At 73.7% G+C, this 23627-nt stretch carries 20 protein-coding genes and 2 tRNA genes; 17 read left to right on the top strand and 5 right to left on the bottom strand.

Annotation, left to right across the window (positions count from 1 at the left end; translation table 11 throughout):
- Nucleotides 1-153: 153 nt before the first annotated feature.
- Nucleotides 154-915, top strand: a complete 762-nt coding sequence (locus RM425_RS07480) for an FkbM family methyltransferase (RefSeq protein ID WP_311344564.1) — start codon at nucleotides 154-156, stop codon at nucleotides 913-915.
- 177 nt (nucleotides 916-1092) lie between these two features.
- Here RM425_RS07480 and RM425_RS07475 read toward each other — a convergent pair whose 3' ends face one another.
- On the bottom strand, nucleotides 1093-1686 hold the full coding sequence (locus tag RM425_RS07475; RefSeq protein WP_311344563.1) for a 5-formyltetrahydrofolate cyclo-ligase: 594 nt from the start codon (nucleotides 1684-1686) through the stop codon (nucleotides 1093-1095).
- 26 nt (nucleotides 1687-1712) lie between these two features.
- On the opposite strand from RM425_RS07475, the gene galU reads away from it, so the two are divergent.
- From galU to RM425_RS07445, 6 genes are all read left to right on the top strand, one after another.
- The gene (galU, locus tag RM425_RS07470) at nucleotides 1713-2633 is read left to right on the top strand and encodes a UTP--glucose-1-phosphate uridylyltransferase GalU (protein ID WP_311344562.1); all 921 of its coding nucleotides are present in this window, start codon (nucleotides 1713-1715) and stop codon (nucleotides 2631-2633) included.
- 124 nt (nucleotides 2634-2757) lie between these two features.
- A complete protein-coding gene (glp, locus tag RM425_RS07465; protein WP_311344561.1) occupies nucleotides 2758-4137 on the top strand; it encodes a molybdotransferase-like divisome protein Glp in 1380 nt (459 codons plus the stop codon).
- 52 nt (nucleotides 4138-4189) lie between these two features.
- Nucleotides 4190-4756, top strand: coding sequence for a GNAT family N-acetyltransferase (locus tag RM425_RS07460; RefSeq protein WP_311344560.1), 567 nt, complete (start codon nucleotides 4190-4192; stop codon nucleotides 4754-4756).
- Nucleotides 4757-4945: 189 nt separating this feature from the next.
- A complete protein-coding gene (locus RM425_RS07455; RefSeq protein ID WP_311344559.1) occupies nucleotides 4946-5641 on the top strand; it encodes a hypothetical protein in 696 nt (231 codons plus the stop codon).
- 156 nt (nucleotides 5642-5797) lie between these two features.
- Nucleotides 5798-5871: transfer RNA gene (locus tag RM425_RS07450), tRNA-Ala, on the top strand.
- A gap of 197 nt (nucleotides 5872-6068) precedes the next feature.
- The gene (locus tag RM425_RS07445; RefSeq protein WP_311344558.1) at nucleotides 6069-8891 is read left to right on the top strand and encodes a PQQ-dependent sugar dehydrogenase; all 2823 of its coding nucleotides are present in this window, start codon (nucleotides 6069-6071) and stop codon (nucleotides 8889-8891) included.
- A gap of 127 nt (nucleotides 8892-9018) precedes the next feature.
- Here the strand turns inward: RM425_RS07445 and RM425_RS07440 are convergent, their stop codons facing one another.
- Entirely contained in the window at nucleotides 9019-10542 is a 1524-nt protein-coding gene (locus tag RM425_RS07440; protein ID WP_311344557.1) for a dolichyl-phosphate-mannose--protein mannosyltransferase, read from the bottom strand.
- Nucleotides 10543-10647: 105 nt separating this feature from the next.
- Here RM425_RS07440 and rsmI point away from each other — a divergent pair, with 105 nt between their 5' ends.
- Together rsmI and RM425_RS07430 are read left to right on the top strand one after the other, a co-directional pair.
- Nucleotides 10648-11487 (top strand): 16S rRNA (cytidine(1402)-2'-O)-methyltransferase, encoded by an 840-nt coding sequence (gene rsmI, locus RM425_RS07435; protein WP_311344556.1) that lies wholly within the window; start codon nucleotides 10648-10650, stop codon nucleotides 11485-11487.
- Between the two features lie 120 nt (nucleotides 11488-11607).
- Nucleotides 11608-12477 (top strand): endonuclease domain-containing protein, encoded by an 870-nt coding sequence (locus RM425_RS07430; RefSeq protein WP_311344555.1) that lies wholly within the window; start codon nucleotides 11608-11610, stop codon nucleotides 12475-12477.
- Nucleotides 12478-12541: 64 nt separating this feature from the next.
- Here RM425_RS07430 and corA read toward each other — a convergent pair whose 3' ends face one another.
- On the bottom strand, nucleotides 12542-13681 hold the full coding sequence (corA, locus tag RM425_RS07425; RefSeq protein ID WP_311344554.1) for a magnesium/cobalt transporter CorA: 1140 nt from the start codon (nucleotides 13679-13681) through the stop codon (nucleotides 12542-12544).
- A gap of 153 nt (nucleotides 13682-13834) precedes the next feature.
- On the opposite strand from corA, the gene RM425_RS07420 reads away from it, so the two are divergent.
- The 7 genes from RM425_RS07420 (at nucleotide 13835) to RM425_RS07390 (ending at nucleotide 21607) form a co-directional block, all read left to right on the top strand.
- The gene (locus RM425_RS07420) at nucleotides 13835-14500 is read left to right on the top strand and encodes a hypothetical protein (protein ID WP_311344553.1); all 666 of its coding nucleotides are present in this window, start codon (nucleotides 13835-13837) and stop codon (nucleotides 14498-14500) included.
- 125 nt (nucleotides 14501-14625) lie between these two features.
- On the top strand, nucleotides 14626-16425 hold the full coding sequence (metG, locus tag RM425_RS07415; RefSeq protein WP_311344552.1) for a methionine--tRNA ligase: 1800 nt from the start codon (nucleotides 14626-14628) through the stop codon (nucleotides 16423-16425).
- Nucleotides 16422-17318: a TatD family hydrolase gene (locus RM425_RS07410; protein ID WP_311344551.1), complete on the top strand. Its 897-nt coding sequence runs from the start codon at nucleotides 16422-16424 to the stop codon at nucleotides 17316-17318. The genes metG and RM425_RS07410 overlap by 4 nt, the downstream gene beginning before the upstream one ends.
- A gap of 213 nt (nucleotides 17319-17531) precedes the next feature.
- Nucleotides 17532-18380 (top strand): hypothetical protein, encoded by an 849-nt coding sequence (locus RM425_RS07405; protein WP_311344550.1) that lies wholly within the window; start codon nucleotides 17532-17534, stop codon nucleotides 18378-18380.
- A gap of 353 nt (nucleotides 18381-18733) precedes the next feature.
- The gene (locus RM425_RS07400) at nucleotides 18734-19819 is read left to right on the top strand and encodes a ubiquitin-like domain-containing protein (RefSeq protein ID WP_311344549.1); all 1086 of its coding nucleotides are present in this window, start codon (nucleotides 18734-18736) and stop codon (nucleotides 19817-19819) included.
- Nucleotides 19782-20696, top strand: a complete 915-nt coding sequence (rsmA, locus tag RM425_RS07395) for a 16S rRNA (adenine(1518)-N(6)/adenine(1519)-N(6))-dimethyltransferase RsmA (RefSeq protein ID WP_311344548.1) — start codon at nucleotides 19782-19784, stop codon at nucleotides 20694-20696. Before RM425_RS07400 ends, rsmA begins: the two co-directional genes overlap by 38 nt.
- On the top strand, nucleotides 20693-21607 hold the full coding sequence (locus RM425_RS07390) for a 4-(cytidine 5'-diphospho)-2-C-methyl-D-erythritol kinase (protein ID WP_311344547.1): 915 nt from the start codon (nucleotides 20693-20695) through the stop codon (nucleotides 21605-21607). Before rsmA ends, RM425_RS07390 begins: the two co-directional genes overlap by 4 nt.
- A 7-nt stretch (nucleotides 21608-21614) precedes the next feature.
- Here RM425_RS07390 and RM425_RS07385 read toward each other — a convergent pair whose 3' ends face one another.
- Together RM425_RS07385 and RM425_RS07380 are read right to left on the bottom strand one after the other, a co-directional pair.
- Nucleotides 21615-22223, bottom strand: a complete 609-nt coding sequence (locus RM425_RS07385) for a TetR/AcrR family transcriptional regulator (protein ID WP_311344546.1) — start codon at nucleotides 22221-22223, stop codon at nucleotides 21615-21617.
- Between the two features lie 89 nt (nucleotides 22224-22312).
- Nucleotides 22313-23296, bottom strand: coding sequence for an acyl-CoA desaturase (locus tag RM425_RS07380; protein ID WP_311344545.1), 984 nt, complete (start codon nucleotides 23294-23296; stop codon nucleotides 22313-22315).
- A gap of 235 nt (nucleotides 23297-23531) precedes the next feature.
- On the opposite strand from RM425_RS07380, the gene RM425_RS07375 reads away from it, so the two are divergent.
- Nucleotides 23532-23604: transfer RNA gene (locus RM425_RS07375), tRNA-Gln, on the top strand.
- Nucleotides 23605-23627: the final 23 nt, after the last annotated feature.

Raw genomic sequence — 23627 nt, 5'->3', positions numbered from 1 at the left:
TGTGGCTCCGGCGCCCTCGCTACCCGAAGTCCTCGACTGGTGTCGATGGACAGCTCCAACGGGCTACCTGTCCTCATTCGGCAAGCGGAAGGCGCGGTACGGTCACGCGTGATTGGCCCGCACAGGGCGTAGCGACTGCGACCCGGAGTTGCCATGAGCGCCCTCACTTCCGCTTTCGCAGTCTTGCCGCCCGCAACGCGGCATCGCCTGATCGCCATGCAATACCGGATGTCCGAGGGCGAGCTGCGTCGGCTGCGCGACTTCGTCGCGGCCGACAAAGCCGCGGTGGACGTCGGCGGCTGGTGGGGACCGTGGACGTACTGGCTCTCCCGTCGCGCGACGGCGGTACACACCTTCGAGCCGGTACCGCACGTCGCGCAGTTCCTGCAGTCGGTCAGCGCGGCCAACGTGACGGTGCACAACGTCGCCCTGTCCGAGGCAGCAGGAGAGGCCCTGCTGCATGTGCCTTCCGGAGGGCCTGGCAGTGAAGGCCGTTCCACCCTGCACACACCAGGGTTCGCCGATCCCATGGGTCTGACAGTTCAGCTGCGGACGTTGGACAGCGTCGACCTTCCCGACGCCATCGGCTTCATCAAGATCGACGTCGAAGGTCATGAGGCGCAAGTCTTGAAGGGAGCGCTCGACACCATCAACACTCACCGCCCGGTGCTGTTGGTCGAGGTCGAAGCCCATGACGACCGGCCGACCAATGTCGACGAGGTCGTGGCGTTGGTCGAAGGGCTCGGTTACTCCACGAGCTTCCTGCGCCGGCGCCGTTGGGTGCCGTTCTCGGAGTTCGATGTCGAGCGCGACCAGCGCTCCATGGCCCAGGCGGTGCGCAGCCGGGGGCTGCTCACCAACATGGTCATCTCCGGCGGTTACGTCAACAACTTCCTCTTCCGTCCCAGGGGCTGACCGCCCGACCGGTGCGGCGTCGTGATCCGCGCCGGTTCCCGGTCGGCCGCACTCAGGACCGAGGCCGCCAGCGCGAGCACCGTGGCGGTGCGCGGTGAGCGACAACCGGCAGGTCGGATGCAGGAACGCGGCGACGAAGGGCAGCACCCGCCGATGCCGGGCTCGGGGCGCTGTCTCTCAGCGACCGGCGGAGAGCGCCTGCCAGCCGCCGGAGGGGGTCACCACGGCGCCGACTCGCTGGTCGTGCGGCTCAGCGGGCAGCGCGTCGACGAACTCGTCGTCGTACACGACGGCCACCAGGAGCGCACCCGGCTGGGTGAGCAACAGCGCCCGGTCGTAGTAGCCGCCGCCGCGGCCCAGCCGCACCCCGTCCCGCGACGCCGCCAGTGCCGGGACGACGACGACCTCCGCCGTCCCCACCGCCGCCGCGCCCAGCCGCGGGCCCACCGGTTCCAGGAGTCCGAAGCGCCCCGGGGCCAGCCGGCCGGAGTCGACGGCCCACGCCAGCTCCCGCCCGTGCGGCGCGACCACCGGCAGCAGGACGCGCGCGCCCAGGCGGCCGAGCACCGCCGGCAGCCGGCCGTACCCCGGCTCGGTCTCCTCCGGTACGTAGGCGGCGACCGTCCGGACCCCCGCCAGTTCCTCGAGCAGGACCGTGGCGACCGCCGCGGCCGCCGCCGCGCGGTCGGCCGCCGGTCGCGCCCGGCGCGCCGAGAGGTGCTGCTCGCGGAGCGCCGACTTGGCGGCGACCGCGTCTCGGCCAGGAGTCATCCCGGCAGGCTAGTTAGGCTGCGGCCATGACGAGCCCGGGCGCACGATCTGCACGGAAGGCCGTCATCCCCGTGGCGGGGATGGGCACGCGGTTCCTGCCGGCCACCAAGGCCGTGCCGAAGGAACTGTTGCCGGTGGTGGACCGGCCGGCCCTCCAGTACATCGTCGAGGAGGCCGCCCGCGCCGGCCTGCCCGAGGTGCTCATGGTGACCGGCCGGAACAAGGGCGCCATCGAGGACTTCTTCGACAGCACCCCCGAGCTGGAGGCGGCGCTGGAGAAGAAGGGCGACGCCGGCCGTCTGGAGGCCGTCCGCTCCTCGACCGACATCGCCCAGGTGCACTTCGTCCGGCAGGGCGAGGCCAAGGGGCTCGGCCACGCCGTCCTGCAGGCGGCCGCGTTCGTCGGGGACGAGCCGTTCGCCGTCCTGCTGGGCGACGACCTGATCGACGCCCGCGACCACCTGCTGGAGCAGATGCTCGCGGTGCAGGCCGAGCACGGCGGGTCGGTCATCGCCCTGCTCGACGTGGGCATGGAGAACATCGACAAGTACGGGGCGGTCGCCGTCGCCCCGAGCACCGACGGCGGCGACGTCGTCGCCGTCACCGGCCTGGTCGAGAAGCCCCCGATCGACGAGGCCCCGAGCAGCCTGGCCATCATCGGCCGCTACGTGCTGGCGCCGGAGGTCTTCGACGTGCTGCGCGAGACGCAGCCGGGCCGGGGCGGGGAGATCCAGCTGACCGACGCGCTGGCCACGCTGGTCGAGCGCGGCGATCCCGTCCACGGCGTGGTCTTCAGCGGCCGCCGGTACGACACCGGCGACAAGCTGGACTACCTCAAGGCGGTCATCCGGCTGGCCTCCGAGCGCGACGATCTCGGCCCTCCGCTGCGCGCCTGGCTGCACGAGTTCGTCAACGAGCTGCCCGCCGAGGGCGCGTCGTCGTCCTGAGCGGGCCCCGCGGGGGCACCATCGGGCCGCGGGGCGTCGCGCCGGCTCCCGATCGGGGCCGGAGGAGCCACGCGGGCCGGTGCCGCCGAACGGCGGACGGCACGGCAGAACGGTGGTGGTGGGGATGACCGGCGAACAGGACGGCACGGACGGAACGGGCGGGGCGTACCGGGACACCGCGCAGGTCGCCATGCCGATGACGCCGCCGCTGCCCACCCCGCGGTCGGTGGTGGAGGGCGCGGTCCCGCTGCCCCCGGCGGAGTCCGTGCCGCTGTCGATCATCTGCACCGTGGAGCGGCACCTCGACGAGATCCTGAGCAGCGTTCCCCAGCCCGACCCGATCGAGCTCGCGGTGCTGGACGCCCAGGGCCTGCTCTGCGCCGAGGAGGTCATCAGCCAGCGCGCGCTGCCGGCCTTCGACCAGGCGGCCCTCGACGGGTACGCCGTCAGGGCCGAGGACGTCGCGGGCGCACGGCCCGCCGCACCGGTCGCCCTGGCGGTCGTGGGCGAGGGCGTCGCGGGCGCCGGCGTCCCGTCGTCGATCGGTCCGGGCCTGGCCTTCAAGGTGTCGGCGGGCGCGATGCTGCCCACCGGCGCCGACGTCGTCGTCCCGGCGGTCTGGACCGACCAGGGCGCGGTGCACGTGAACGTCCTGGCCGGCCCGCCCGCCGGCGGTTACGTGCGCCGCACCGGCGACGACGTCGCTCCCGGCGATCCCGCCGTCCAGGTGGGGACGCCCATCGGCCCGGCCCAGATCAGCCTGCTGGCCGCGGTCGGCCGCGAGCGCGTGCTGGTGCGACCGCGGCCCCGGATCGCCGTGCTCTGCGCCGGCACCGAACTGGTCGACGTCGGCACCTCACCGGCCCCGGGCCAGGTCGTCGACGTGAACAGCTACGCCCTGGCCGCGGCCGCCCGGGACGCCGGCGCCGAGGCCTACCGGTCGGGGATCCTGCCGACCGACCGGCGCCGGCTGACCGAGGTGCTCGAGAGCCAGCTGCTGCGCAGCGACCTGGTGCTCATCGCGGGCACCTTCGCCCCTGGCGGCTTCGACATGGTCCAGGAGGTGCTGGGGGAGCTGGGCCAGATGCAGTTCCGTCAGGTGACCATGCACCCCGGTCCCGTCCAGGGGTTCGGCCGGCTGGGCCGGGACCAGGTGCCGGTCATCTGCGTCCCCGGCGAGCCGGTGGCCGCGTTGGTGGCCTTCGAGGTGTTCGTCCGCCCGGCGATCCGGCTGATGCTGGGCAAGCGCCAGCTCTTCCGCCGCACCGTCCAGGCGGTCGCCGGCCAGTCCCTGGTCTCGCCGCTCGGCTACCGCCAGTACCTGCACGGGACGGTCATGCGCCACCCCGACGGCGGCTACGTCGTCGAACCGGTGGGCACCGGCACCGAGGCACTGCTGGCCCGCATGGCACGGGCCAACTGCCTCATCGTCGTCGACGAGGACGTCACCGAGGTGGCCGCCGGGGCCCTCGTCACCGTCATGCCGCTCCTGCTCGGCGGCTGAGCTGGAACCCGCACCGCACCCCGGCTGGCCGGCCCGGCTGAGCTGGGGGCCGGTGGAGCTGCACCCGCTGCGCCGCCGGGACGCCGTGGAGTGGAGCCGGCTCCGGACGGCCAACGAGGACTGGCTGCGGCCGTGGGAGCCCACCGCCGCGCAGCCCTGGGCGGCGCGGCACGACCCGGCGGCCTACCGTGCCATGCGGCGGGCGCTGGCGCGGCGGGCGCGCACGGGGGTCACGGTGCCGCTCGCGATTCGCGTCGAGGGTCGGCTCGCCGGCCAGGTGACCGTGGACAACGTCGTGCGAGGGGCGCTGCGGTCGGGCTGGCTGGGCTACTGGATCGACCGCGGGGCCGCCGGGCGGGGCATGGCGTCCCTCGCCGTCGCCCTCGTGTGCGACCACGCCTTCGGCGAGATGGGACTGCACCGGCTGCAGGCCGACATCCGCCCGGAGAACCAGCCGAGCCGGCGTCTGGTGGAGCGCCTGGGCTTCGTCCAGGAGGGCGTGCTGCGCCGCTACCTGGACATCGACGGGGAGTGGCGCGACCACCTGGCGTACGCGCTGCTGGACGACGACCTGCCGCGGGGCGCGCTGGCCCGCTGGCAGGACGGAGCCGGGTTGTGACCCGGCGCGCTAGCACGGTGCCGGATCGGCCAGCGGCTCTCCTGTGTCGACACGCCGACTGCTCGTCACACCAGTCACACGACTGATCAGCGACACGCCGCGCGCCTCCCTCGTTCGAGTGGGCTGTCTGCCTAACCTCCCCCTCGCGAGTGACTCATGTGACGGGTGGTGTTCGAAATGGGATCAGGCGTGCTCTTGGCTGCTCTGGTCGTCCTCTGGTTCGTCGTGCTCGTGCCCATGGTGGTGACCCGCGGCGACGCGCAGGACGACCGGACGGCGCGTGCCGACTCGGGTCGGACGCTGCAGCGGCGTCGGGCAGCGAGCCCCGTGGTGCACGCCGAGACCGAGCGGGTGTCCATCGACCGCGAGGCGCTGTTCACCAGCGGTGAGCTGAAGGTCGACGTGCACGCGCTGCGCCGTCGCACCCTCGGCGGACTGGCTGCGCTCGCCGTCCTCGCCCTGGTCGGCGCCGTGGCGTACAGCTCCTGGCTGTGGGTCGCCCAGCTCGTCCTGGACGTCGCCGTCGTCGGGTACGTGCTGGTGCTCCGCAAGGTGGCCCGCCGCGAGCGGCTGGCCGCCCGCCGGGCCGCCCGTGCCGCCGCCCGCGAGGCGCTGCGCCCGGCGGTCCTCCCCGAGCCGCGCAGTGCACCCGCACCGCGGCCGGCGCCGGAGGTCCACGAGACCGTCGCCGCCCAGGCCCTGCCCGGCCTGCCGCACCCCAGCGTGCCCCTGGCGCCGGTGGCCCAGTTCCGGGGCCGCGTGGTGACCGCACGCACGCCGGCTCCCGCCGGCTGGCAGCACAGCGCCGTGGTCGGCCTGGACGACGACGACATCGGTTTCGCCGACATCGACGAGTACGAGCCGCGCCGGGTCGCCAACCTCTGAAAGAGGACCCTCCTGCCCCCCGCCGGAGAAGGACCCCGTCCTCCTCACCCCTCGCACGCTCGGGGCGAGCCTCGGGACGGGGCCGGCGGCGGGCCCCTGCAGGAGGGCCACCCGGTGGTGGCGACGTGAGCAGAGCACGGTAAGGTCGGGCCAGAAGGGGCTGTGGCGCAGTCCGGTAGCGCACCTCGTTCGCATCGAGGGGGTCAGGGGTTCAACTCCCCTCAGCTCCACCCAGCAGGCCACGTTCGCCGTCGGGCATCCGCCCGGCGGCGTTCGTGCGTCCGGGCCCTGTCCACCGCCTGTGCCTGCCGCCAGCCCGACACCCTCCGTGACGACGCTCGGGGATGTGGAGGCCGTGGCGCTCTCCGAGACCGTCACGTCCGGATTCTGATTGTGGGCGGTTCGTCCAGGTGATACCCATCCCTCCGTGATCAGGGGCAATGCGGCGCGTAAACGCCGAGGTCAGGGCGGGTATGCCGCCGTGGTGCGCGCGGCGATCGTGGCCGCGCTGGTCGCGGCAGGTCTCGTCGTGACGCCGGGAGCCGGCCAGGCTGCGCCCTCGCTGCCGCCGGGGTTCGCCGTCCGGGACATGCCCAGCGGCCAGAGCGAGTTGCTGACCGACTTCGCCTACGCACCCGACGGCAGCTACTTCACGACCGGCAAGAACGGCCGGGTCGCCTGGGTCTCCGCCGACGGCGGGACGGTCCGGACGCTGGCCCACCTCCCCGTGGTCACCGTCCAGGACCTCGGCCTCAACGGCATCGCGGTGGCGCACGACTACGCGACGTCCAAGGTCATCTACCTCGCCCGCACGCTGATGGTGAACAACCAGTGGACGATGCGGCTGAGCGCAGCCGCCGTCCAGGGGGCCACGCCCACCTCGCTGGCGCCGGAGCGGGTCATCTGGGACCTGCCGATCGGGTCCGACGTCCACACCATCACCGGCATCGTGGCCGCTCCTGACGGCACCCTCTGGGTGACCATGGGCGACGCCGCCGACTTCCGGTTCGTCGACCCGGCCGCGCTGCGCTCGCTCGACGTCGACACCGGGTACGGGAAGCTGCTCCACGTCACGCCCGACGGCCGTGGCGTGGCGAGCAACCCCTTCTACGACGCCGCGGCGCCGTCGTCCTGGCGCAGCCGGGTGTACGCCAGCGGGTTCCGCAGCCCCTTCCGCGTGAGCCTCGACCCGGCCACCGGCGCGCCGCTGGTGGGTGACGTCGGCTGGAACACCTGGGAGGAGATCAACCTCGTCCGGCCCGGCGCCAGCTACGGCTGGCCCTGCTGGGAGGGGGACGGCCCGACCCCGGGATACCGCGACCTGCCCGGCTGTGCCGGGAAGACCAACACCGCACCGCTCTACGCCTATCCGCACGGGCCGATGGGCACGAGCGTGACCGGGGGCATCGTCTACACCGGGTCGGCCTACCCCGAGCAGTACCGGGGGGCCTACTTCTTCGGCGACTACGCCTCCCAGCGGGTGTACACCCTGCGCTACGACGACCAGGGCCGGCTCGTGCGCCAGCCCGAGGCCGGCGGGTTCGGCGTCCAGAACGGACTGCCGGTCAAGTTCGGCGCAGCCGAGAACGGCGACATCGTCTACGCCGACATCGGGAGCTCCCGGCTCAAGCGCCTGGTGCACGCCGCCGGCAACCGCCCGCCGACGGCGGAGGCGGTCATCACCAACGATCCGGCGTCCGCGCGCTCCTTCACCTTCGACGCGAGCCGGTCCTTCGACCTCGACGGCGACGCCCTCACCTTCGCCTGGGACTTCGGCGACGGCCGCCGGGTGACCGGTGTGCGGGTGACCCACACCTACGAGGGGACGAGCACCGCGCCGGTGACCGCCCGGTTGACGGTCACCGATTCCATGGGGGCGACGGGCACCGCCACGCTGACGGTGGTGCCCGGCAACCGCGTACCGGCGCTCTCGCTCACCGCACCACCGAGCAGCGAGCGGTACGTCGTGGGCGAGCGGGTCCGCCTGTCCGCGTCGGCGGTCGACGCCGAGGACGGGCCGCTCCCGGTGACCTGGAGCGTCGTCCTCGTCCACTGCAGCGGCGGCTACTGCCACGACCACCCGGGGATCTCCTTCACCGGGGACGTGTACGACGTCCCCTTCGAGGACCACGGCGACGACACCCGGCTGCAGATCACCGCGACCGCCGTCGACCGCGCCGGCGTCCGGGCCGAGCAGATCTTCATCGCCCTGCCGCAGCTGCGGACGCTCACCGTCGTCTCCACCCCGCCGAGCCCGGTCACCGTCAACGGTGTGCCGCGCGCCTCGGTCGAGGTGACGGCCGGTGCGCGCGTCTCGGTGAGCGCCCCCGCGGTGGCCGGCGACGGCGTCGCGTTCTTCGCCGGGTGGAGCGACGGGCAGCCGCGTGAGCGGCTGGTGGTCATGCCCGACGCCGACCTGACCCTGCGCGCGCAGTACGTCACCCCGATCGACGCGCGGTACTCCTCGGACGCGGCCGTGCGGGCCGTGCTGGGTGCGCCCGTCGCCGCCGAACGCGGGGACACCACGCTGCGCGCCCGGGACTACACCGGCGGGCGGATGTACTGGACCCCCGAGCACGGCGCGCACGAGGTGCACGGCTCCATCTTCGGGGCCTTCGACCGCACCGGGGCGGAAGGCAGATGGGGTGCGCCGCGGACCGACGAGCTGCGGACGCCGGACGGGCGGGGCCGCCTCAACGCGTTCACGAAGGAGGATGCGCACTTCTACTGGACGCCCACGACCGGGGCCCACGAGGTGCACGGCGCGATCTTCCGCCTCTGGCGGAGCATGGGCTTCGAGCGGAGCGTCCACGGCTACCCGCGCAGCGACGAGTGGCCCACTCCCGGTATGCGCGGACGCTTCAACAACTTCGAGAACGGCGGCATCTACTGGCTGCCGGGGGTGGGTGCGCACAGCGTCCACGGCGCCATCCACGCGAAGTGGGGCCAGCACCGCTACGAGCAGGGCCACCTGGGCTTCCCGACGACCAGCGAGTGGCCCACCCCCGGCGGTGTGGGGCGGTTCAACCACTTCGAGGGCGGCTCGGTGTACTGGACGCCCGGGACGGGGGCCCACGAGGTGCGTGGCGCGATCCGCGCGCGCTGGGCCGCGCTGGGCTGGGAGCAGTCCTACCTCGGCTTCCCGACCAGCGACGAGTTCAGCGTCGCCGGTGGCCGGCGGACCAACTTCGAGCGCGGCTACATCACCTGGACGGCCGCCACCGGCCGGGTGGTCGACCGCCGCTACTGAGCGAGACCGGGGCCGTCCGGCGACGGTCGGCCCCGGTGTCCTCAGCGCCTGGCGAGGACCGGTCCCGAGCGAGCGGTTCTGCCGGGCTGACCCGCACCACGGACCGCGGTCAGAACGCAGCGTGCGGTCAGAACCAGGAGGGGAACCACATCCGCCGCAGCCACTCCGCGTTGCTGAGCGGTTCTCCGGTGAGCACCGGCAGGAAGTACACGAACGTGACCGCGACGAGGGCCACGTAGAGGCAGACCGCGGCGAGGCCGACGGTGCGCCGCGTCCCGCTGCCGGGCGGGCCGAGGACGTCCTGCAGCAGCAGGGTCACGGCCAGCACGAGGAAGGGCAGCGCCGGCGCCAGGTAGAAGATGAACATCGTCCGGTCGGTGTTCGCCAGCCAGGTCAGCCAGCCCGCGGCGATCGCCGTGACGGCCACCCCGGCGGCGGCGTCGCGGCGGACCAGGCTGCGCCAGCCCAGCCACACCATCGCCGGCACGAAGAGGAACCAGAGGGTCGGCGTGCCGACCATCAGGATGTAGCGCACCACGGGCTCGCCGGCGTCGTCGGTCAGCCCCTGCGGGTTCCACAGCAGGATCGGCCGGCCGTTCACCAGCCACGACCACGGCTCGGACTCCCACGGGTGCGGCGCCGACAGTCCGCTGTGGAAGCGCAGCCACTCGGCGTGCTGGTGCCACAGCGAGCGCAGCGCATCGGGGACGAAGGGAAAGGCGGTGTCCGGGTTCTGCTGGGCCCAGGCCTTGCCCTGCGAGGTCTCCCCGAGGAACCAGCCGGTGAAGCTGGCGAGGTAGGTCAGCACCGGGACCGCGCCCAGCGCCCACACCGCTCCGGGCAGTCCGTAGCGAGCGGCTTGTCGGGTCGGCCGGGGCGTACCGGCGTCCCGCCAGGCGGCCCGGTCCCAGAGCAGCGAGGCGACGGCGAAGAAGACCAGGAACCAGATGCCGCTCCACTTCACCGCGCAGGCACAGCCGAACAGGAACCCGGCGGCGATGCGCCAGCCGCGCGGGCCCAACCGGAACCCGCTGGCCGCCCGGTCGCCGGCGTCGCGGATGCGGGCCCGCACCCGGTCCCGGTCGACCACCAGGCAGGCCACCGCCGAGAGGACGAAGACCTGCAGGAAGACGTCGAGCAGGCCGATCCGCGACAGGGTGAAGGAGAAGCCGTCGAGGGCCAGGAGCAGCCCGGCCACCAGCCCGAGGAAGGTCGAGCCGGTCAGCCGACGCGCCAGCCGCACGAGGACGACGACGGCGATCGTGCCGGCCACCGCGCTCGGGAACCGCCAGCCGAAGGAGTCGTTGCCGAACAACGCCTGCCCGGAGGCGATCAGCCACTTCCCGAGCGGCGGATGGACGATGAACGTGTAGCCGCGGTTGTACTCGAAGCCCCAGCGGAGCAGGTCCGCGGCCTGCGGCGGGTAGTAGGCCTCGTCGAAGATCAGCTCCCGCGGATAGCCGATGCCGACCAGCCGGCCGACCAGCGTCAGCACGCCGAGCACCGCCGTGAGCAGCCAGGACAACCGGTCGTCCGCGGGCAGCGGCGGTGTGCCGCCCCGTCGCCGTCGCGGCAGCACGCGGCGGCGGCCCGGCTGGGGGAGCGGCTGGTCCGGCTGCCACTCCTCCTGCTCGGGTGCCAGCACGGCCATGCTGGTCAGGGTAGTGAAAGGACCCGCCCTGCCCCCCACCACTCGCGAGCTCGCGCCGGGCCCCTGCAGGCGGGCCTGCCGCACCGGCCGTGACAGGCTGCGGAGGTGAGTGGACGGCTGGTACTGGGCGGGGCGCCCCTGGGGCAGCCCGGCGACGTCGGTCCGCGGCTGCGGTCGGTGATGGAGACCGCCGACGTGCTGGCCGTGGAGGACACCCGGCGTCTGCACCGGCTGGCCTCGGACCTCGGCGTCACCTTCGCCGGGCGGGTGGTGACCTTCCACGAGTCGGTGGAGCAGGCGCGGCTGCCCGGGCTGATGAGCGCGCTGGCCGACGGCGCGACCGTGCTGCTCCTCACCGATGCCGGCATGCCCTCGGTGTCCGACCCCGGGTACACGCTGGTGCGCGCGGCGATCGACGCCGGGATCGCCGTGACGTCGGTACCCGGACCCTCCGCGGTCACGACGGCCCTGGCGGTCTCCGGGCTGCCGGTCGACCGGTTCTGCTTCGAGGGCTTCCTGCCACGCAAGGCGGGGGAGCGGCGGGCGCGCTTCGCGGGGCTGGCCGACGAGCGGCGGACGATGGTCTTCTTCGAGTCGCCGCACCGGCTGGCCGACGCGCTGGCCGACGCCGCCGCGGTGCTGGGCGAGGACCGCCCCGCGGCGGTGTGCCGGGAGCTGACCAAAACCTACGAGGAGATCCGTCGCGGCCCGCTGGCCGAGCTCGCGACCTGGGCCGCCGACGGCGTGAAGGGCGAGATCACGCTGGTGGTGGGTGGCGCGCCCGAGCGGACGGTGCAGCTCACGCCGGAGGACCTCGCGGCGGAGGTGGCCGCGGAGGAAGCCGCCGGTGCGACGCGCAAGGACGCGATCCGGGCGGTGGTGGAGCGCACCGGGATGCCGCGGCGGACCGTCTACGACGCCGTCGTCGCCGCGAAGACGCCCTAGCCCACGCGCCGCTGCGCGCCCATCCACGTCGGGGATGCTCCCAGGAGTGGATCCGCGCGCAATGCCACGCACCTGTGGACAGCCGCCGGGGCGCTGCCGGGATTCCTGCACCGTGCACGGGTGCCACCGCCCCACGTGCCCGCCCTCCTGCGCCGGCGGCTCTTCCGCGGGACGGCGGTCGTACGCGCCGGGCTGCTGACCCATCGGCAGCTCGACGGGCCGACCTGGCGTCGTCTGTTCCGGGACGTGTACGTGCACGCCCAGGTCCCGGTCACCCACGAGCTCCGGGTGCGGGGTGCTGTCCTGCTGCTGCCGGACGCCGTCGTGACCGGACGGAGCGCCGCCGTCCTGTGGGGGGTTCCCCTCGCCGACGCCTGCGACGACGTGGAGCTCACCCTCCCGCCGGACTCGCATCAGCGGCGCATCCCCGGTCTGGTCGTCCGGCGGGCCGTCCTCCAGCCGGAGGACCACTGGCGTCGCGGCGACGTCCCTGTCACGACGGCGGAGGCGACGGCGGTCCGGCTGGCCGCTGCGCTCCCGACGGATCGGGCGGTGGCCGCGGTGGACCAGCTGGTCGCCAGTGGAGTCGTCGACCTGGCGCCGGTACGGGCGCGGGCGGCCCGGGAGCGAGGGCCGGGAGCGGCGCATGCCCGGACGGTGTGCGCGCTGGCCGATGGGCTGGCCCAGTCACCGCAGGAGACGCGGCTGCGGTTGCTGATGCATCGGCACGGCGTCCCTCCACCGGTGGCCCAGTACCGCGTGATGGTCCGAGACCGGTTCGTGGCGCGCGTCGACTTCGCCTGGCCCGAACGGAGACTCGCGGTCGAGTACGACGGTGCCTGGCACGGGGAACCGGCTCAGCTCGGGCGGGACCGCCACCGGTTGAACCGACTGCGCGCGGCCGGATGGCAGGTCGTCTTCGTGACCGCCGCTGACTGGAGGCGGCCGACGGAGATCATCGCGACGATCATGGCCGCGCTGGACGCATGAGCGTTGCGCGCCCATCCACCACTAGCGGAACTCCGGACGTGGATGGGCGCGCAGGCGTGCGACCTCAGAGCCAGCCGTTGCGCTTGAACCCGCGGTACAGCAGGACGATCGCCGCGAGGATGACCAACAGCACCGCCGGGTAGCCCCACCGCTCGTCGAGCTCGGGCATGTACTCGAAGTTCATCCCGTAGATGCCGGCGATCGCGGTGGGGACGGCGATGATGCCGGCGTAGGCCGAGATCTTGCGCATGTCCTCGTTGTCGGCCATCTGCGTCCGGGCCAGGGACGCCTGCAGGATCGAGGTCAGCAGCTCGTCCAGCCCCGCCACCTGGTCGCGCACCCGGATGGCGTGGTCGAACACGTCCCGGAAGTAGGACCGCATGGTCTCCGGGACCACGTCGATCTGCCGCTCGGCGAGCTTCTCCAGCGGCACCTCCAGCGGGGCCACCGCCCGCCGCAGCGACATGAGCTCGCGCTTGAGCTGGTAGAGCCGGCCCACGTCGTCGGTGCGCCGGGGGCTGAACACCGAGGCCTCCAGCTCCTCGACGTCGTCCTCGACCGCTCCGGCGACGTCGACGAAGGTGTCCACGACCAGGTCGGCGACGGCGTAGAGGACCGCCGCGGGGCCCAGGCACAGCAGGTCTCGCTGCTCCTCGAGCCGCGCGCGCAGCTCGCTCAGCTCGCCGTGGTGCCCGTGTCGCACCGTGATCACGTAGTGCGCGCCCAGGAAGACCATGACCTCGCCGGTGTCGACGACCTCGCTGGTCGCGGTCAGCTCCTCGTGCTCCACGTAGGTGGCCGTCTTCAGCACCATGAACAGCGCATCGTCGTAGCGCTCGAGCTTCGGGCGCTGGTGGGCGAAGACGGCGTCCTCCACGGCCAGCGGGTGCAGGTCGTAGTGCTCGGCCAGCGACCCGAGCTCGGCCTCCGTCGGCTCGTAGAGCCCGAGCCACACGAACCCGCCGCCGTCCCTCGCGACCCGGAGCGCCTCCTCCGGCGGGACCGGTGCCTGGCGGTGTCCGTCGACGTAGACGGCGCAGTCGACGACGGCGCGGGCGCCGGGGGGTCGTGTCGGCGAGCGCGGCTCCCGGCCGGCCGGGCGGGGTCGGGGGCTGGGCTGGACGTCCTCGGAGCCCGTGCGGCTCGACGCGCGATCGGGCAGCGGCGGGGTCGAAGCTGCGGACGACGTGTCGGCGCTGCTCATCGGGCATCTCCTCGTGGCCGGGCGGAAGCAGCGTAGGCGGGCCGCCGCGCCACCTCACCCATCCGGGTGGAACCGGTCTCCCGGGTCTACAGCGGGCCCGCGGACACGTCGAGCTGACCGTGAACGCAGCAGGCAACGGTCAGGGAGATCTCAGTGGCGATCAGCGTCTACGACGTCCGCGGCACCAGCGCGTGGCCGCGTCCCGTGCTGCCGTCGCTCCGGACCACCGCATCCGGGACGACGCCCCGCCGGCTGCCGCTTCCCGCTGCCCTCGCCGGCCTGGTCGCGGTCGTCGAGGCCGTCGGTCTGCTCGCCGTCGCGCTGCACGGCCTGGACGGGATGCTCACCGCGCCGTCACGTCCGGCCGGGCCGGTGCTCGCCCTCGCGCTGCTGGTCCTGGCCGCCTGGATCGTGCTGGCCGCCGCCGGCGGTGCCTCGGTGATCGACGGCTGCGGCCGCCGGCTGCTGGTGGGTGTCGCCGTCGGCGAGCTCGGCCTGGTCGCGACGTCCGGCGCCCTGGCCACCGTCACCCCGATCGCCCTGCCGGCCGGCCTGTCGCTGCCCGCCGTCCTCCTGCTGGCCGCCGCGGTGCCGGTGGCCAAGCTGCTGCTGGTCGGGTCGCCGTCGGCGGTGGCGTGGCTGGCGGCCGGTCCCCGTGCGGTCGAGCGCCGCCCCGACCCCGCGACGACGTACCGCGCCACCGCCACCGCCACCCTCGCCCTCATCGGCCTGGCCCTCGGCGCGGTCGCGCTGCTCGGCCCGGTGGAGGACTCCGTGCGCACCGGTGAGACCGCGTCGGTCACCGTCTACCAGCCCTGACCCCGACTGCCCCCTGAGCGGGTGGACGGGCCTCCGTACTGTGAACACGCAAGCGAGCTCGCGAGCTTGCGCGGGGACGGAGCAGTGTCACTCGCGCGGCCGACGAGCGCCAGCGAGGAGGACGCGTGAGTGATCGCCACATCCTGACCGCGGTCGCCTGGCCCTACGCCAACGGCCCGCGGCACATCGGCCACGTCTCCGGTTTCGGAGTCCCCTCCGACGTCTTCAGCCGCTTCCAGCGGATGAACGGCAACCGCGTGCTGATGGTGAGCGGCACCGACGAGCACGGCACGCCCATCACCGTGGCGGCCGACGCCGAGGGCGTCACGCCCCGCCAGATCGCCGACCGCAACAACCGCATCATCGTGGACGACCTGCAGTCGCTCGGGCTGAGCTACGACCTGTTCACCCGCACCACGACGGCCAACCACGCCGCCGTCAGCCAGGAGATCTTCCTGGGGCTGCTGAAGAACGGCTACGTCTTCCCGAAGACGACGCTCGGCGCGATCAGCCCGTCCACCGGCCGCACGCTGCCCGACCGCTACATCGAGGGGACGTGCCCGATCTGCGGGTACGACGGCGCGCGCGGCGACCAGTGCGACAACTGCGGCAACCAGCTCGACCCCACCGACCTGATCAACCCGGTCAGCAAGATCAACGGCGAGACGCCGAAGTTCGTCGAGAGCGAGCACTACTTCCTCGATCTGCCGGCGTCCACCCGGGCGCTCGGCGACTGGCTGGCGACGCGGAAGAACTGGCGCTCCAACGTCCTGAACTTCAGCGTCAACCTGCTCGAGGACCTCAAGCCGCGCAGCTACACCCGGGACATCGACTGGGGCGTGGCCGTGCCGCTGGACGGCTGGCGCGACCGCCCCGACAAGCGCATCTACGTCTGGTTCGACGCGGTGGTGGGCTACCTGTCGGCATCGATCGAGTGGGCCCGCCGCTCCGGTGATCCGGAAGCCTGGCGCCAGTGGTGGCAGTCGCCGGAGTCCGACGCCTACTACTTCATGGGCAAGGACAACATCGTCTTCCACTCCGAGATCTGGCCCGCCCAGCTGCTCGGCTACAACGGCGAGGGCGACAAGGGCGGCAGCCCCGGCTCGCTGGGCCGGCTGAACCTGCCCACGGAGGTCGTCTCCAGCGAGTTCCTCACGATGGAGGGGCGCAAGTTCTCCTCCTCCCGGAACGTCGTCATCTACGTGCGTGACTTCCTCGCCCGCTACGACGCCGACGCGCTGCGCTACTTCATCGCCGTCGCCGGCCCGGAGAACCAGGACACCGACTTCACCTGGGAGCAGTTCCGGCGGCGCAACAACGAGGAGCTCGTCGCCGGCTGGGGCAACCTGGTCAACCGTTCGGTGTCGATGGCGGCCAAGAACGTGGGCGGCATCCCGACCCCGGGCGAGCTGACCGACGCCGACCGCGCCCTGCTGGCCACCACGTCGGGCGCGTTCGGCCAGGTCGGTGAACTGCTGTCGCGCAACCGGCAGAAGGCCGCGATCGGCGAGGCGATGCGGGTGGTCTCCGAGGCCAACAAGTACCTGTCGGACCAGGCGCCGTGGAAGCTCAAGGAGGACCCGGCCCGCCGGGACACCGTGCTGCACACCGCCCTGCAGGCCATCAAGGACTGCAACGCGCTGCTGACCCCCTTCCTCCCGCACTCCGCCCAGCAGGTGCACGAGCTCCTGGGCGGGGACGGCGTGTGGTCGGTCGCGCCGGAGATCCACGAGGTCACCGACCTCGACGACGGTTCCCCGTACCCGATCATCACCGGCCCCTACGACCAGGGGCAGGCGGTCTGGGGCTCCACGCCGCTGGCCGCGCCGGGGACGCCGCTGGCCCCGCCGACGCCGATCTTCACCAAGCTCGACGAGTCGATCGTCGCCGACGAGATCCGGCGCCTGGAGGAGGGCGGCGAATGAGCCGGTCGGCGAGTGCCCGCGCCAACCGGCGGGGCGAGCCGCCGCCCTCCCCGGAGCCGCTGCCGGCCCCGGCGCTGGACAGCCACACCCACCTCGACATCGTGCTGGGGGAGCGGCCGGCCGACGACGAGCACGGCGAGTGGGCCTCCGACGCCGCCGTGGACGCCGAGATCGCGGCCGCGGCGGCGGTCAATGTGACCCGGCTGGTCCAGGTCGGTGTCGACGTCGCGTCGTCCCGCTGGTCGGCCGCGCTGGCCGCCCGGCACCCCGCCGTGCTCGCCGCGGTCGCGCTGCACCCGAACGAGGCGGGCGCCGGCAAGGCGACCGACGAGGCGCTGGCCGAGATCGACCGGCTGGCCGCCCACCCGCGGGTGCGGGCCGTGGGGGAGACCGGCCTGGACCGCTTCCGCACCGGGCCCGAGGGGTGGGACGCGCAGGAGGCGTCCTTCCGGGCGCACATCCGGATCGCCAAGGAGCACCGGATCGCGCTGGTCGTCCACGACCGCGACGCGCACGGGGAGATCCTGCGGGTGCTCGACGACGAGGGCGCCCCCGAGAACACGGTCTTCCACTGCTTCTCGGGCGACGCCGCGTTCGCGGAGGCGTGCGTCGACCGCGGCTTCGTGCTCTCCTTCGCCGGGACCCTGACCTTCGGCAACGCCGGCTACCTCCGCGAGGCCGCCGCCCGCACCCCGCTGTCGCAGCTGCTGGTGGAGACGGACTCGCCGTTCCTGACGCCGATGCCGCACCGCGGCCGCCCCAACGCCTCCCGCCTGGTCCCGCACACCGTCCGCGCCCTCGCCGACGTCACCGGCACCGATCTCGACGAGCTGTGCTCCGCCCTGACGAAGACCGCCGAACGAGTCTTCGGCCCCTGGGGGAAGGACGACTGAGCCGACCGACCACGGTGTCGTGACGAGCGGGGGCCCGGAGGCTCCCCCGAGGAACGACGGGACGCACCCGCGAAGCGGTCCTGACGACGGGGGCCCGGAGGGTCCCCGGAGGAAGGACGGGAGCGGCTCCGAGCAGGCCGGGAACTGCTCGTGGACGCGGTGTCGTCCGGAGGACGACGGTGTCATGGCCGCGATGTCGTCCGGAGGACGACAATGCACACCGTGGGCCGTCTCATCGCTGTCGTGCTGTTCATCGCCGTCCTGGTGCCGGGCGTGCTGCTGGCTCGCGCCTGGGCGCGGGCGGGCGACCGGCGGGCGGTGGCGGGGGGATCGGTCGAGCTCGCGGAACCCACGGCGGAGGGGTCGGCCGCGCTGACGCAGCAGGCCGTGCACGGTCGTCGCTGGCGCCGGCTGGGTCTGGTGCTGGGCATCGCCGGGATCGTCGGCAGCATCGTGCTGTGGGCCGAGGCGTCGGTGTTCCTCTGGGTGCCCGCCCTCGCGCTGGGGCTGCTGGCCGGCGTGCTGTTCGCCGAGGTGACCCGCCCCCGCCCGCGGTGGGTCGTTGCCCAGCCGCACCGTCGGCCGAAGCAGGCCGAACTGGTCTCGGGCTGGCTGGTCTGGTCGACCCGGGCGGTGGTCGCCGGCGCGGTCGCCGCCGGTGCGTGGCTGTGGTCGGCCGGTGAGCTGAGCGACGCCGTGGGCTGGACGGCGGTGGCCGTCCCCGCCGTCGCCTGGTTGCTGGCCGAGCTGGCCCTGTTCCGGGCGGTCCGGCGACCGGTGCCCGCGGCGGGGGCGGACGTGCCCGTCGACGAGGCGCTGCGCACCTGGACCGCCCACCTGGTCACCGCGGCGGCGAGCGTGCTCGGGCTGCTGCCGCTGGGTGCACTGCTGCTGACGGCGGGCATCGACCTGGGGGACCGGGTGACCGAGCACTTCGACCTGCTGCCGGTCGCGCTGGTCGCCGGTGGGTTCTCCGCCCTGACGTCGGGCGTCGCGGTGGCGGTCTTCCTGCTGAGCTGGGTGCGACCCGTCCGCCAGGGGGCCAGGGCGCTGGCGGGCTGAGGCCCGTGCCCTGTGTGGCGGCCGGTCACGCTGTGTCCTTGCTCACCGGGCGACCGCGGTCCTGGCCAGGCCGTCGGGACGCGCCCGACGGCATGGCTGTCACTCCACGTGTCGGCGCGTCCACATAGCGACAAGTCGTCGGTCTGCTTCACTCGTCTCGCACCGTTGCCCCACGCACCGTGTTCGTTATCGTGTCGTGATCGACAGCCGGGGTGGAGGACGCCCCGGGTCGTGCTGACCGGCCGGAACCGAGTTCCGGTCGGGCACCGACCCGGATGCGACCACAGCGGGCGTGCCGTCCACCGCGGCGTGCCCCTTCCTCCTGCCCGGGTTCCGTGACCCCTGGATGTGCCGTGCGCCGCTCGCTCCGTCTCAGCCTCTTCGCCCTTGTCCTGCTCGGACTCGTGGGCGGGACGCTGGCGTTCTTCATCGCCCAGAAGTCCCTCGTCCTCACCGTCGACGGGCAGGCCCAGCGGATCGGCACCTACGCCGACACCGTGGCCGAGGTGCTCGACGAGGAAGGCCTGGCGCCGGCCGCCCACGACGTCCTCCTCCCGGCTGCCGACCAGCCGGTCGGCGACGGCGACACCATCGTGTTCACCCGCGCCCGTCCGCTGCAGCTGAGCGTCGACGGGGTGGAGCAGGAGGTCTACGTGACCGCCCTGTCGGTGGACGAGGCGCTGGAGCAGCTCGGTCTGCGCGCCGACGGTCTCGTGCTCTCCGCCAGCCGCAGCGAGCGCCTCCCGCTCGACGGCATGACCCTGGAGGTCACCACCCCCAAGGACGTCGTCCTCGTGGCCGACGGCCAGGAGCGGGTCGTCACCACCACCGCGGCGACCGCCGGCGACCTGCTCGCCGACGAGGGCATCGCGCTGGGGGAGGTGGACCACACCAGCGTCGACCTCGGGCAGCCGCTGGCGGACCAGATGCGTGTGCAGGTCTTCCGCGTCCGCATCGAGGACGTCACCGAGACCCTCCCCGTGCCGCACGAGGTCGCCGAGACCAAGGACCCCGAGGCCTTCGCCGGCGAGAAGGAGGTCACGACCGAGGGCGTCGACGGGCAGCAGACCATCACCTACCGCGTCACCATCACCGACGGGGTGGAGACCGCACGCGAGACGCTGAGCACCGTCGTCGACCGCGCACCGGTGACCGAGCAGGTCGCCGTCGGCACGAAGGCCCGCCCGACCAACCGCCCCTCGGCCGACGGCCTCAACTGGGCTGCGCTGGCCAAGTGCGAGTCCGGTGGCCGCCCCGACGCGGTGAGCAGCACCGGCAAGTACCGCGGCATGTACCAGTTCTCGCAGGCCACCTGGAACGCTGTCGGTGGCACCGGCGACCCGGCGGCGGCGTCCGTCGACGAGCAGACCTACCGCGCGCAGCTGCTGTACAACCGCTCCGGTGCCGGCCAGTGGCCGCACTGCGGCAAGAACCTCTGATCGGACGCTGCTGAGCACGAACCCGGAGCAGCCGGACGGGCTGCTGGGCCCCGCGACCATCCGCGAGCTGGCCCAGCAGCTCGACCTGCGTCCCACCAAGAGCCTCGGGCAGAACTTCCTGCACGACGCGAACACGATCCGGCGGATCGTGCGCACCGCGGACCTGCGGCCCGACGACGTCGTGCTCGAGGTCGGGCCGGGGCTCGGTTCGCTCACCCTCGGGCTGCTGCCCGCCGCGGCCGCGGTGACCGCCGTCGAGATCGACGCCCGGCTCGCCGAGCTGCTGCCGAGGACGGTCGCCGAACGCCGTCCCGACCTGGCCGGCCGGCTGACCGTCGTCGAGGACGACGCCCTGCGGATCCGGCAGCTGCCCGGCGCCCCGCCTACGGCACTCGTGGCCAACCTGCCCTACAACATCGCGGTGCCCGTGCTCCTGCACCTGCTCGACCTGCTGCCCACCCTGGACCGGGCGCTGATCCTGGTGCAGGCCGAGGTGGCCGAGCGGCTGGCCGCCCCGCCCGGCGGCTCGGCGTACGGCGTCCCCTCGGTCAAGGCCGCCTGGTACGGCGAGGTGCGCCGGGCCGGCAACGTCGGCCGGCGGGTCTTCTGGCCCGAGCCCAACGTCGACTCGGGTCTGGTCGCCCTGGTCCGGCGCCCACCGCCGGCCGGGGACCGGAAGGCCACCTTCGCCGTCGTCGACGCGGCCTTCGGCATGCGCCGCAAGAGCCTGCGTGCGGCGCTGGCCCGCTGGGCGGGGAGCCCGGCCGCGGCCGAGGTCCGGCTGCGGGCGGCGGGCATCGACCCGGCCACGCGGGGCGAGCAGCTGTCGGTGACCGACTTCGCCCGGCTGGCGGCCACCGAGGCGGTGCAGCCGTGACCGCGGAGGCCGTGACCGCCCGGGCGCCGGCGAAGTTCAACGCGCTCCTGGCCGTGGGACCGCTGCGTCCCGACGGCTTCCACGAGCTGCGCACGGTCTACCTCGCCGTCTCCCTGTTCGACAGCGTCACCGCGCGACCGGGGGAGGGGCTGGCCGTCGCCGTGACCGGTGAGGACGCCGAGGTCGTGCCGACCGACCGGCGCAACCTGGTCTGGCGCGCGGCCGAGTTGCTGGCCGAGCACGCCGGGGTGCGCGCCGATGCCCACCTGGAGATCGCCAAGTCCATCCCGGCCGCGGCCGGCCTGGCCGGAGGCAGCGCCGACGCCGCTGCCGCGCTGGTCGCCCTGGACGCGCTCTGGGGGACGCGGGCGTCGCGCGCGGACCTGTCCGCGCTGGCCGCCCGGCTCGGCAGCGACGTGCCGTTCAGTCTGCTCGGCGGCGTCGCGCTGGGCACGGGGCGCGGCGAGCAGCTGGCCCCCGTGCTGGCCGGGCGGTCGTGGCACGTCGTGCTCGGCATCGCGGGCGAGGGCCTGTCGACGCCGGCGGTCTACGCCGAGCTGGACCGGCTCCGGGCCGCCGGCCGGGTGCCCGACGGCACGGACCTGCTGCCCGCCGAGCCGGTGATCGCGGCGCTGCGCAGCGGACCGCCCGCGGCCCTGGCCGCGGCGCTCGGCAACGACCTGCAGGCGCCGGCGATCGCGCTGCGCCCGGAGCTCGGTCGGGCGGTACGGGCGGCGACCGCGGCGGGCGCGCTGGGCGTCCTGCTGAGCGGCTCGGGTCCGACCGTTGCGGCGCTGGTGCAGGACGAGGCGGCCGCCGTGCGGCTGGCCGCGACGCTGGCGGCCGAGGGCGTCTTCCGCACCCTCCGCGTGGTCTCCGGGCCGGTGCCGGGCGCCCGCCTGGTCGGCTGACCCGGACTCAGGGCCCGGGCGGGCCGTCGAAGAGGTCCGGCCGGGCGTCGAGGTGGGACAGGCCGTTGTAGGCGAGGTTCACCAGGTGCGCCGCCACGTCGCGCTTGTCCGGCGACCGGGTGTCCAGCCACCACTGGCCGACGAGCGCCACCATGCCCACCAGCGCCTGGCTGTAGAGCGCGGCCAGCCGGGGGTCGTACCCCCGGACGCCGAACTGCTCGCCGAGTATGTGCTCGACCTTGCGCGCGACCTCGCCGATGAGCGAGGGGTAGCTGCCCATCCCGCTGGTGACCGGGGCGTCCCGGGTGAGCACGAGGAAGCCGTCGGTGTCGGACTCGATGTACTCGAGCAGCACCAGCGCGGCCCGCTGCAGCAGCTCCCGGGGGTGCCCGGGGTCCGACAGCGCCTCGGTGAACCGGCCGAGCAGGCGCTGCATCTCCCGGTCGACGACGACGCCGTGCAGAGCGTCCTTGCCGCCGAAGTGCTCGTAGACGACCGGCTTGCTGACGTCGGCGTGGGCGGCGATCTCCTCGATCGAGGTGGCGCCGAAACCCTGCCGGCCGAACAGCTCCCGTGCGACGTCGAGCAGCTGCTCGCGGCGCTGGGGCCCGGTCATCCGCACGCGCGGTCGGGCCGGCCCGCTGTCCGGCCCCCTCCCGGGTCCCGCCGCGAGCTTGCGAGGGGTGGGGAGGAGGGGGTCCTCTTTCAGGACGTGGCCGGGGCCTCGACGCGGCGCTTGGCGGCCAGCCGCACGGGGTCGGGCCACTTGACGTGGGAGGCCCAGCCGAGCTTCTCGAAGACCCAGATGACGCGGGCGCTGATGTCGATCTGGCCGCGCAGCACGCCGTGGCGGGCGCACGTCGGGTCGGCGTGGTGCAGGTTGTGCCAGGACTCGCCGCCGCTGAGGATCGCCAGCGGCCAGAAGTTGGTCGCCCGGTCGCGGGACGCGAAGGGCCGGTTGCCCACCACGTGGCAGACGGAGTTGATCGACCAGGTCACGTGGTGCAGCAGCGCCGCGCGGACCAGGCCGGCCCAGAAGAACGCCGACCATGCCCCGGCCCAGCTGCCGGTGATCAGACCGCCCAGGACGGCGGGGAGCGCCAGGCTGAGGAAGGCCCACACCACGAACGTCCTGCTGATCAGGACGAGGCCGCGGTCCTTGAGCAGGTCGGGTGCGTACCGCTCCTGGTTGGTCTTGCGGCGGTCGAACAGCCAGCCGAGGTGAGCGTGGAACATGCCCTTCAGCAGCGAGCGCAGGTCGGTGCCGTAGCGCCACGGGGAGTGCGGGTCGCCGGCGCGGTCGGCGAAGGCGTGGTGCCGGCGGTGGTCGGCGACCCACTGGTTGACCGGGCCCTGGATCGCCATGGAGCCGGCGACGGCCAGCCCGAGGCGCAGCGGCCGCGTGCCCTTGAAGGAGGCGTGCGTGAAGTGCCTGTGGAAGCCGACCGTCACACCGAGCAGGGCGAGGTAGTAGAAGCCGACGGCGAGTCCGACGTCCAGCCAGGAGATGCCCCAGCCCCAGACCGCGGGGATCACCGCGGCGAGGGCGACGAACGGCACGAGCACGATCACGTAGAGCGTGACGATCTCGAGCGTGCTCTTGTGCCGGCCGATGGCGTTGGCCGGCAACCCGGCGTAGGGCTCGGCGCGGGGGGGAGCCGTGGGCCGGGTGAGTGCGGGAGCGGACAAGGGAACTCCTGGGCGGTGTGACGATTGCTCCGGGCGCGGTTCGAACCGGCGTGCTCCGGGCTGTGTGGAGCCCAACCTACGGCAGCGTAGGGAGGTCCGCGACCCGGGACGGAGTCCCGGCGGACGCTCCGCGCGGGTGCCGGAGGTGTCCCCTCCCGCCGCCCGGCCCTTAGGCTCGCCCCCGGGTGCCGGTCCGCGCGGGCACCCCCGCGACGCCGTCCGCCGGCGCCGCGGGTGGGGGATGGGGTAATCGGCAGCCCGCCGGCCTTTGGAGCCGTGCAGTCTCGGTTCGAGTCCGAGTCCCCCAGCAGCCGTGCCGTCACCGTCGGAG

It is taken from the genome of Blastococcus goldschmidtiae, from assembly GCF_031845325.1.
Taxonomy (GTDB): Bacteria; Actinomycetota; Actinomycetes; order Mycobacteriales; family Geodermatophilaceae; genus Blastococcus; species Blastococcus goldschmidtiae.
Note: the sequence above shows the minus strand (reverse complement) of the source record. Positions and strands in the feature narration are given on the sequence as shown.

Excerpts from the sequence above, each read along its gene's own strand:
- RM425_RS07480 (WP_311344564.1), top strand. The coding sequence starts at position 154 with ATGAGCGCCCTCACTTCCGCTTTCGCAGTCTTGCCGCCCGCAACGCGG.
- RM425_RS07475 (WP_311344563.1), bottom strand. The coding sequence starts at position 1,686 with ATGACTCCTGGCCGAGACGCGGTCGCCGCCAAGTCGGCGCTCCGCGAG.
- galU (WP_311344562.1), top strand. The coding sequence starts at position 1,713 with ATGACGAGCCCGGGCGCACGATCTGCACGGAAGGCCGTCATCCCCGTG.
- glp (WP_311344561.1), top strand. The coding sequence starts at position 2,758 with ATGACCGGCGAACAGGACGGCACGGACGGAACGGGCGGGGCGTACCGG.
- RM425_RS07440 (WP_311344557.1), bottom strand. The coding sequence starts at position 10,542 with ATGGCCGTGCTGGCACCCGAGCAGGAGGAGTGGCAGCCGGACCAGCCG.
- corA (WP_311344554.1), bottom strand. The coding sequence starts at position 13,681 with ATGAGCAGCGCCGACACGTCGTCCGCAGCTTCGACCCCGCCGCTGCCC.
- RM425_RS07410 (WP_311344551.1), top strand. The coding sequence starts at position 16,422 with ATGAGCCGGTCGGCGAGTGCCCGCGCCAACCGGCGGGGCGAGCCGCCG.
- RM425_RS07405 (WP_311344550.1), top strand. The coding sequence starts at position 17,532 with ATGCACACCGTGGGCCGTCTCATCGCTGTCGTGCTGTTCATCGCCGTC.
- RM425_RS07385 (WP_311344546.1), bottom strand. The coding sequence starts at position 22,223 with ATGACCGGGCCCCAGCGCCGCGAGCAGCTGCTCGACGTCGCACGGGAG.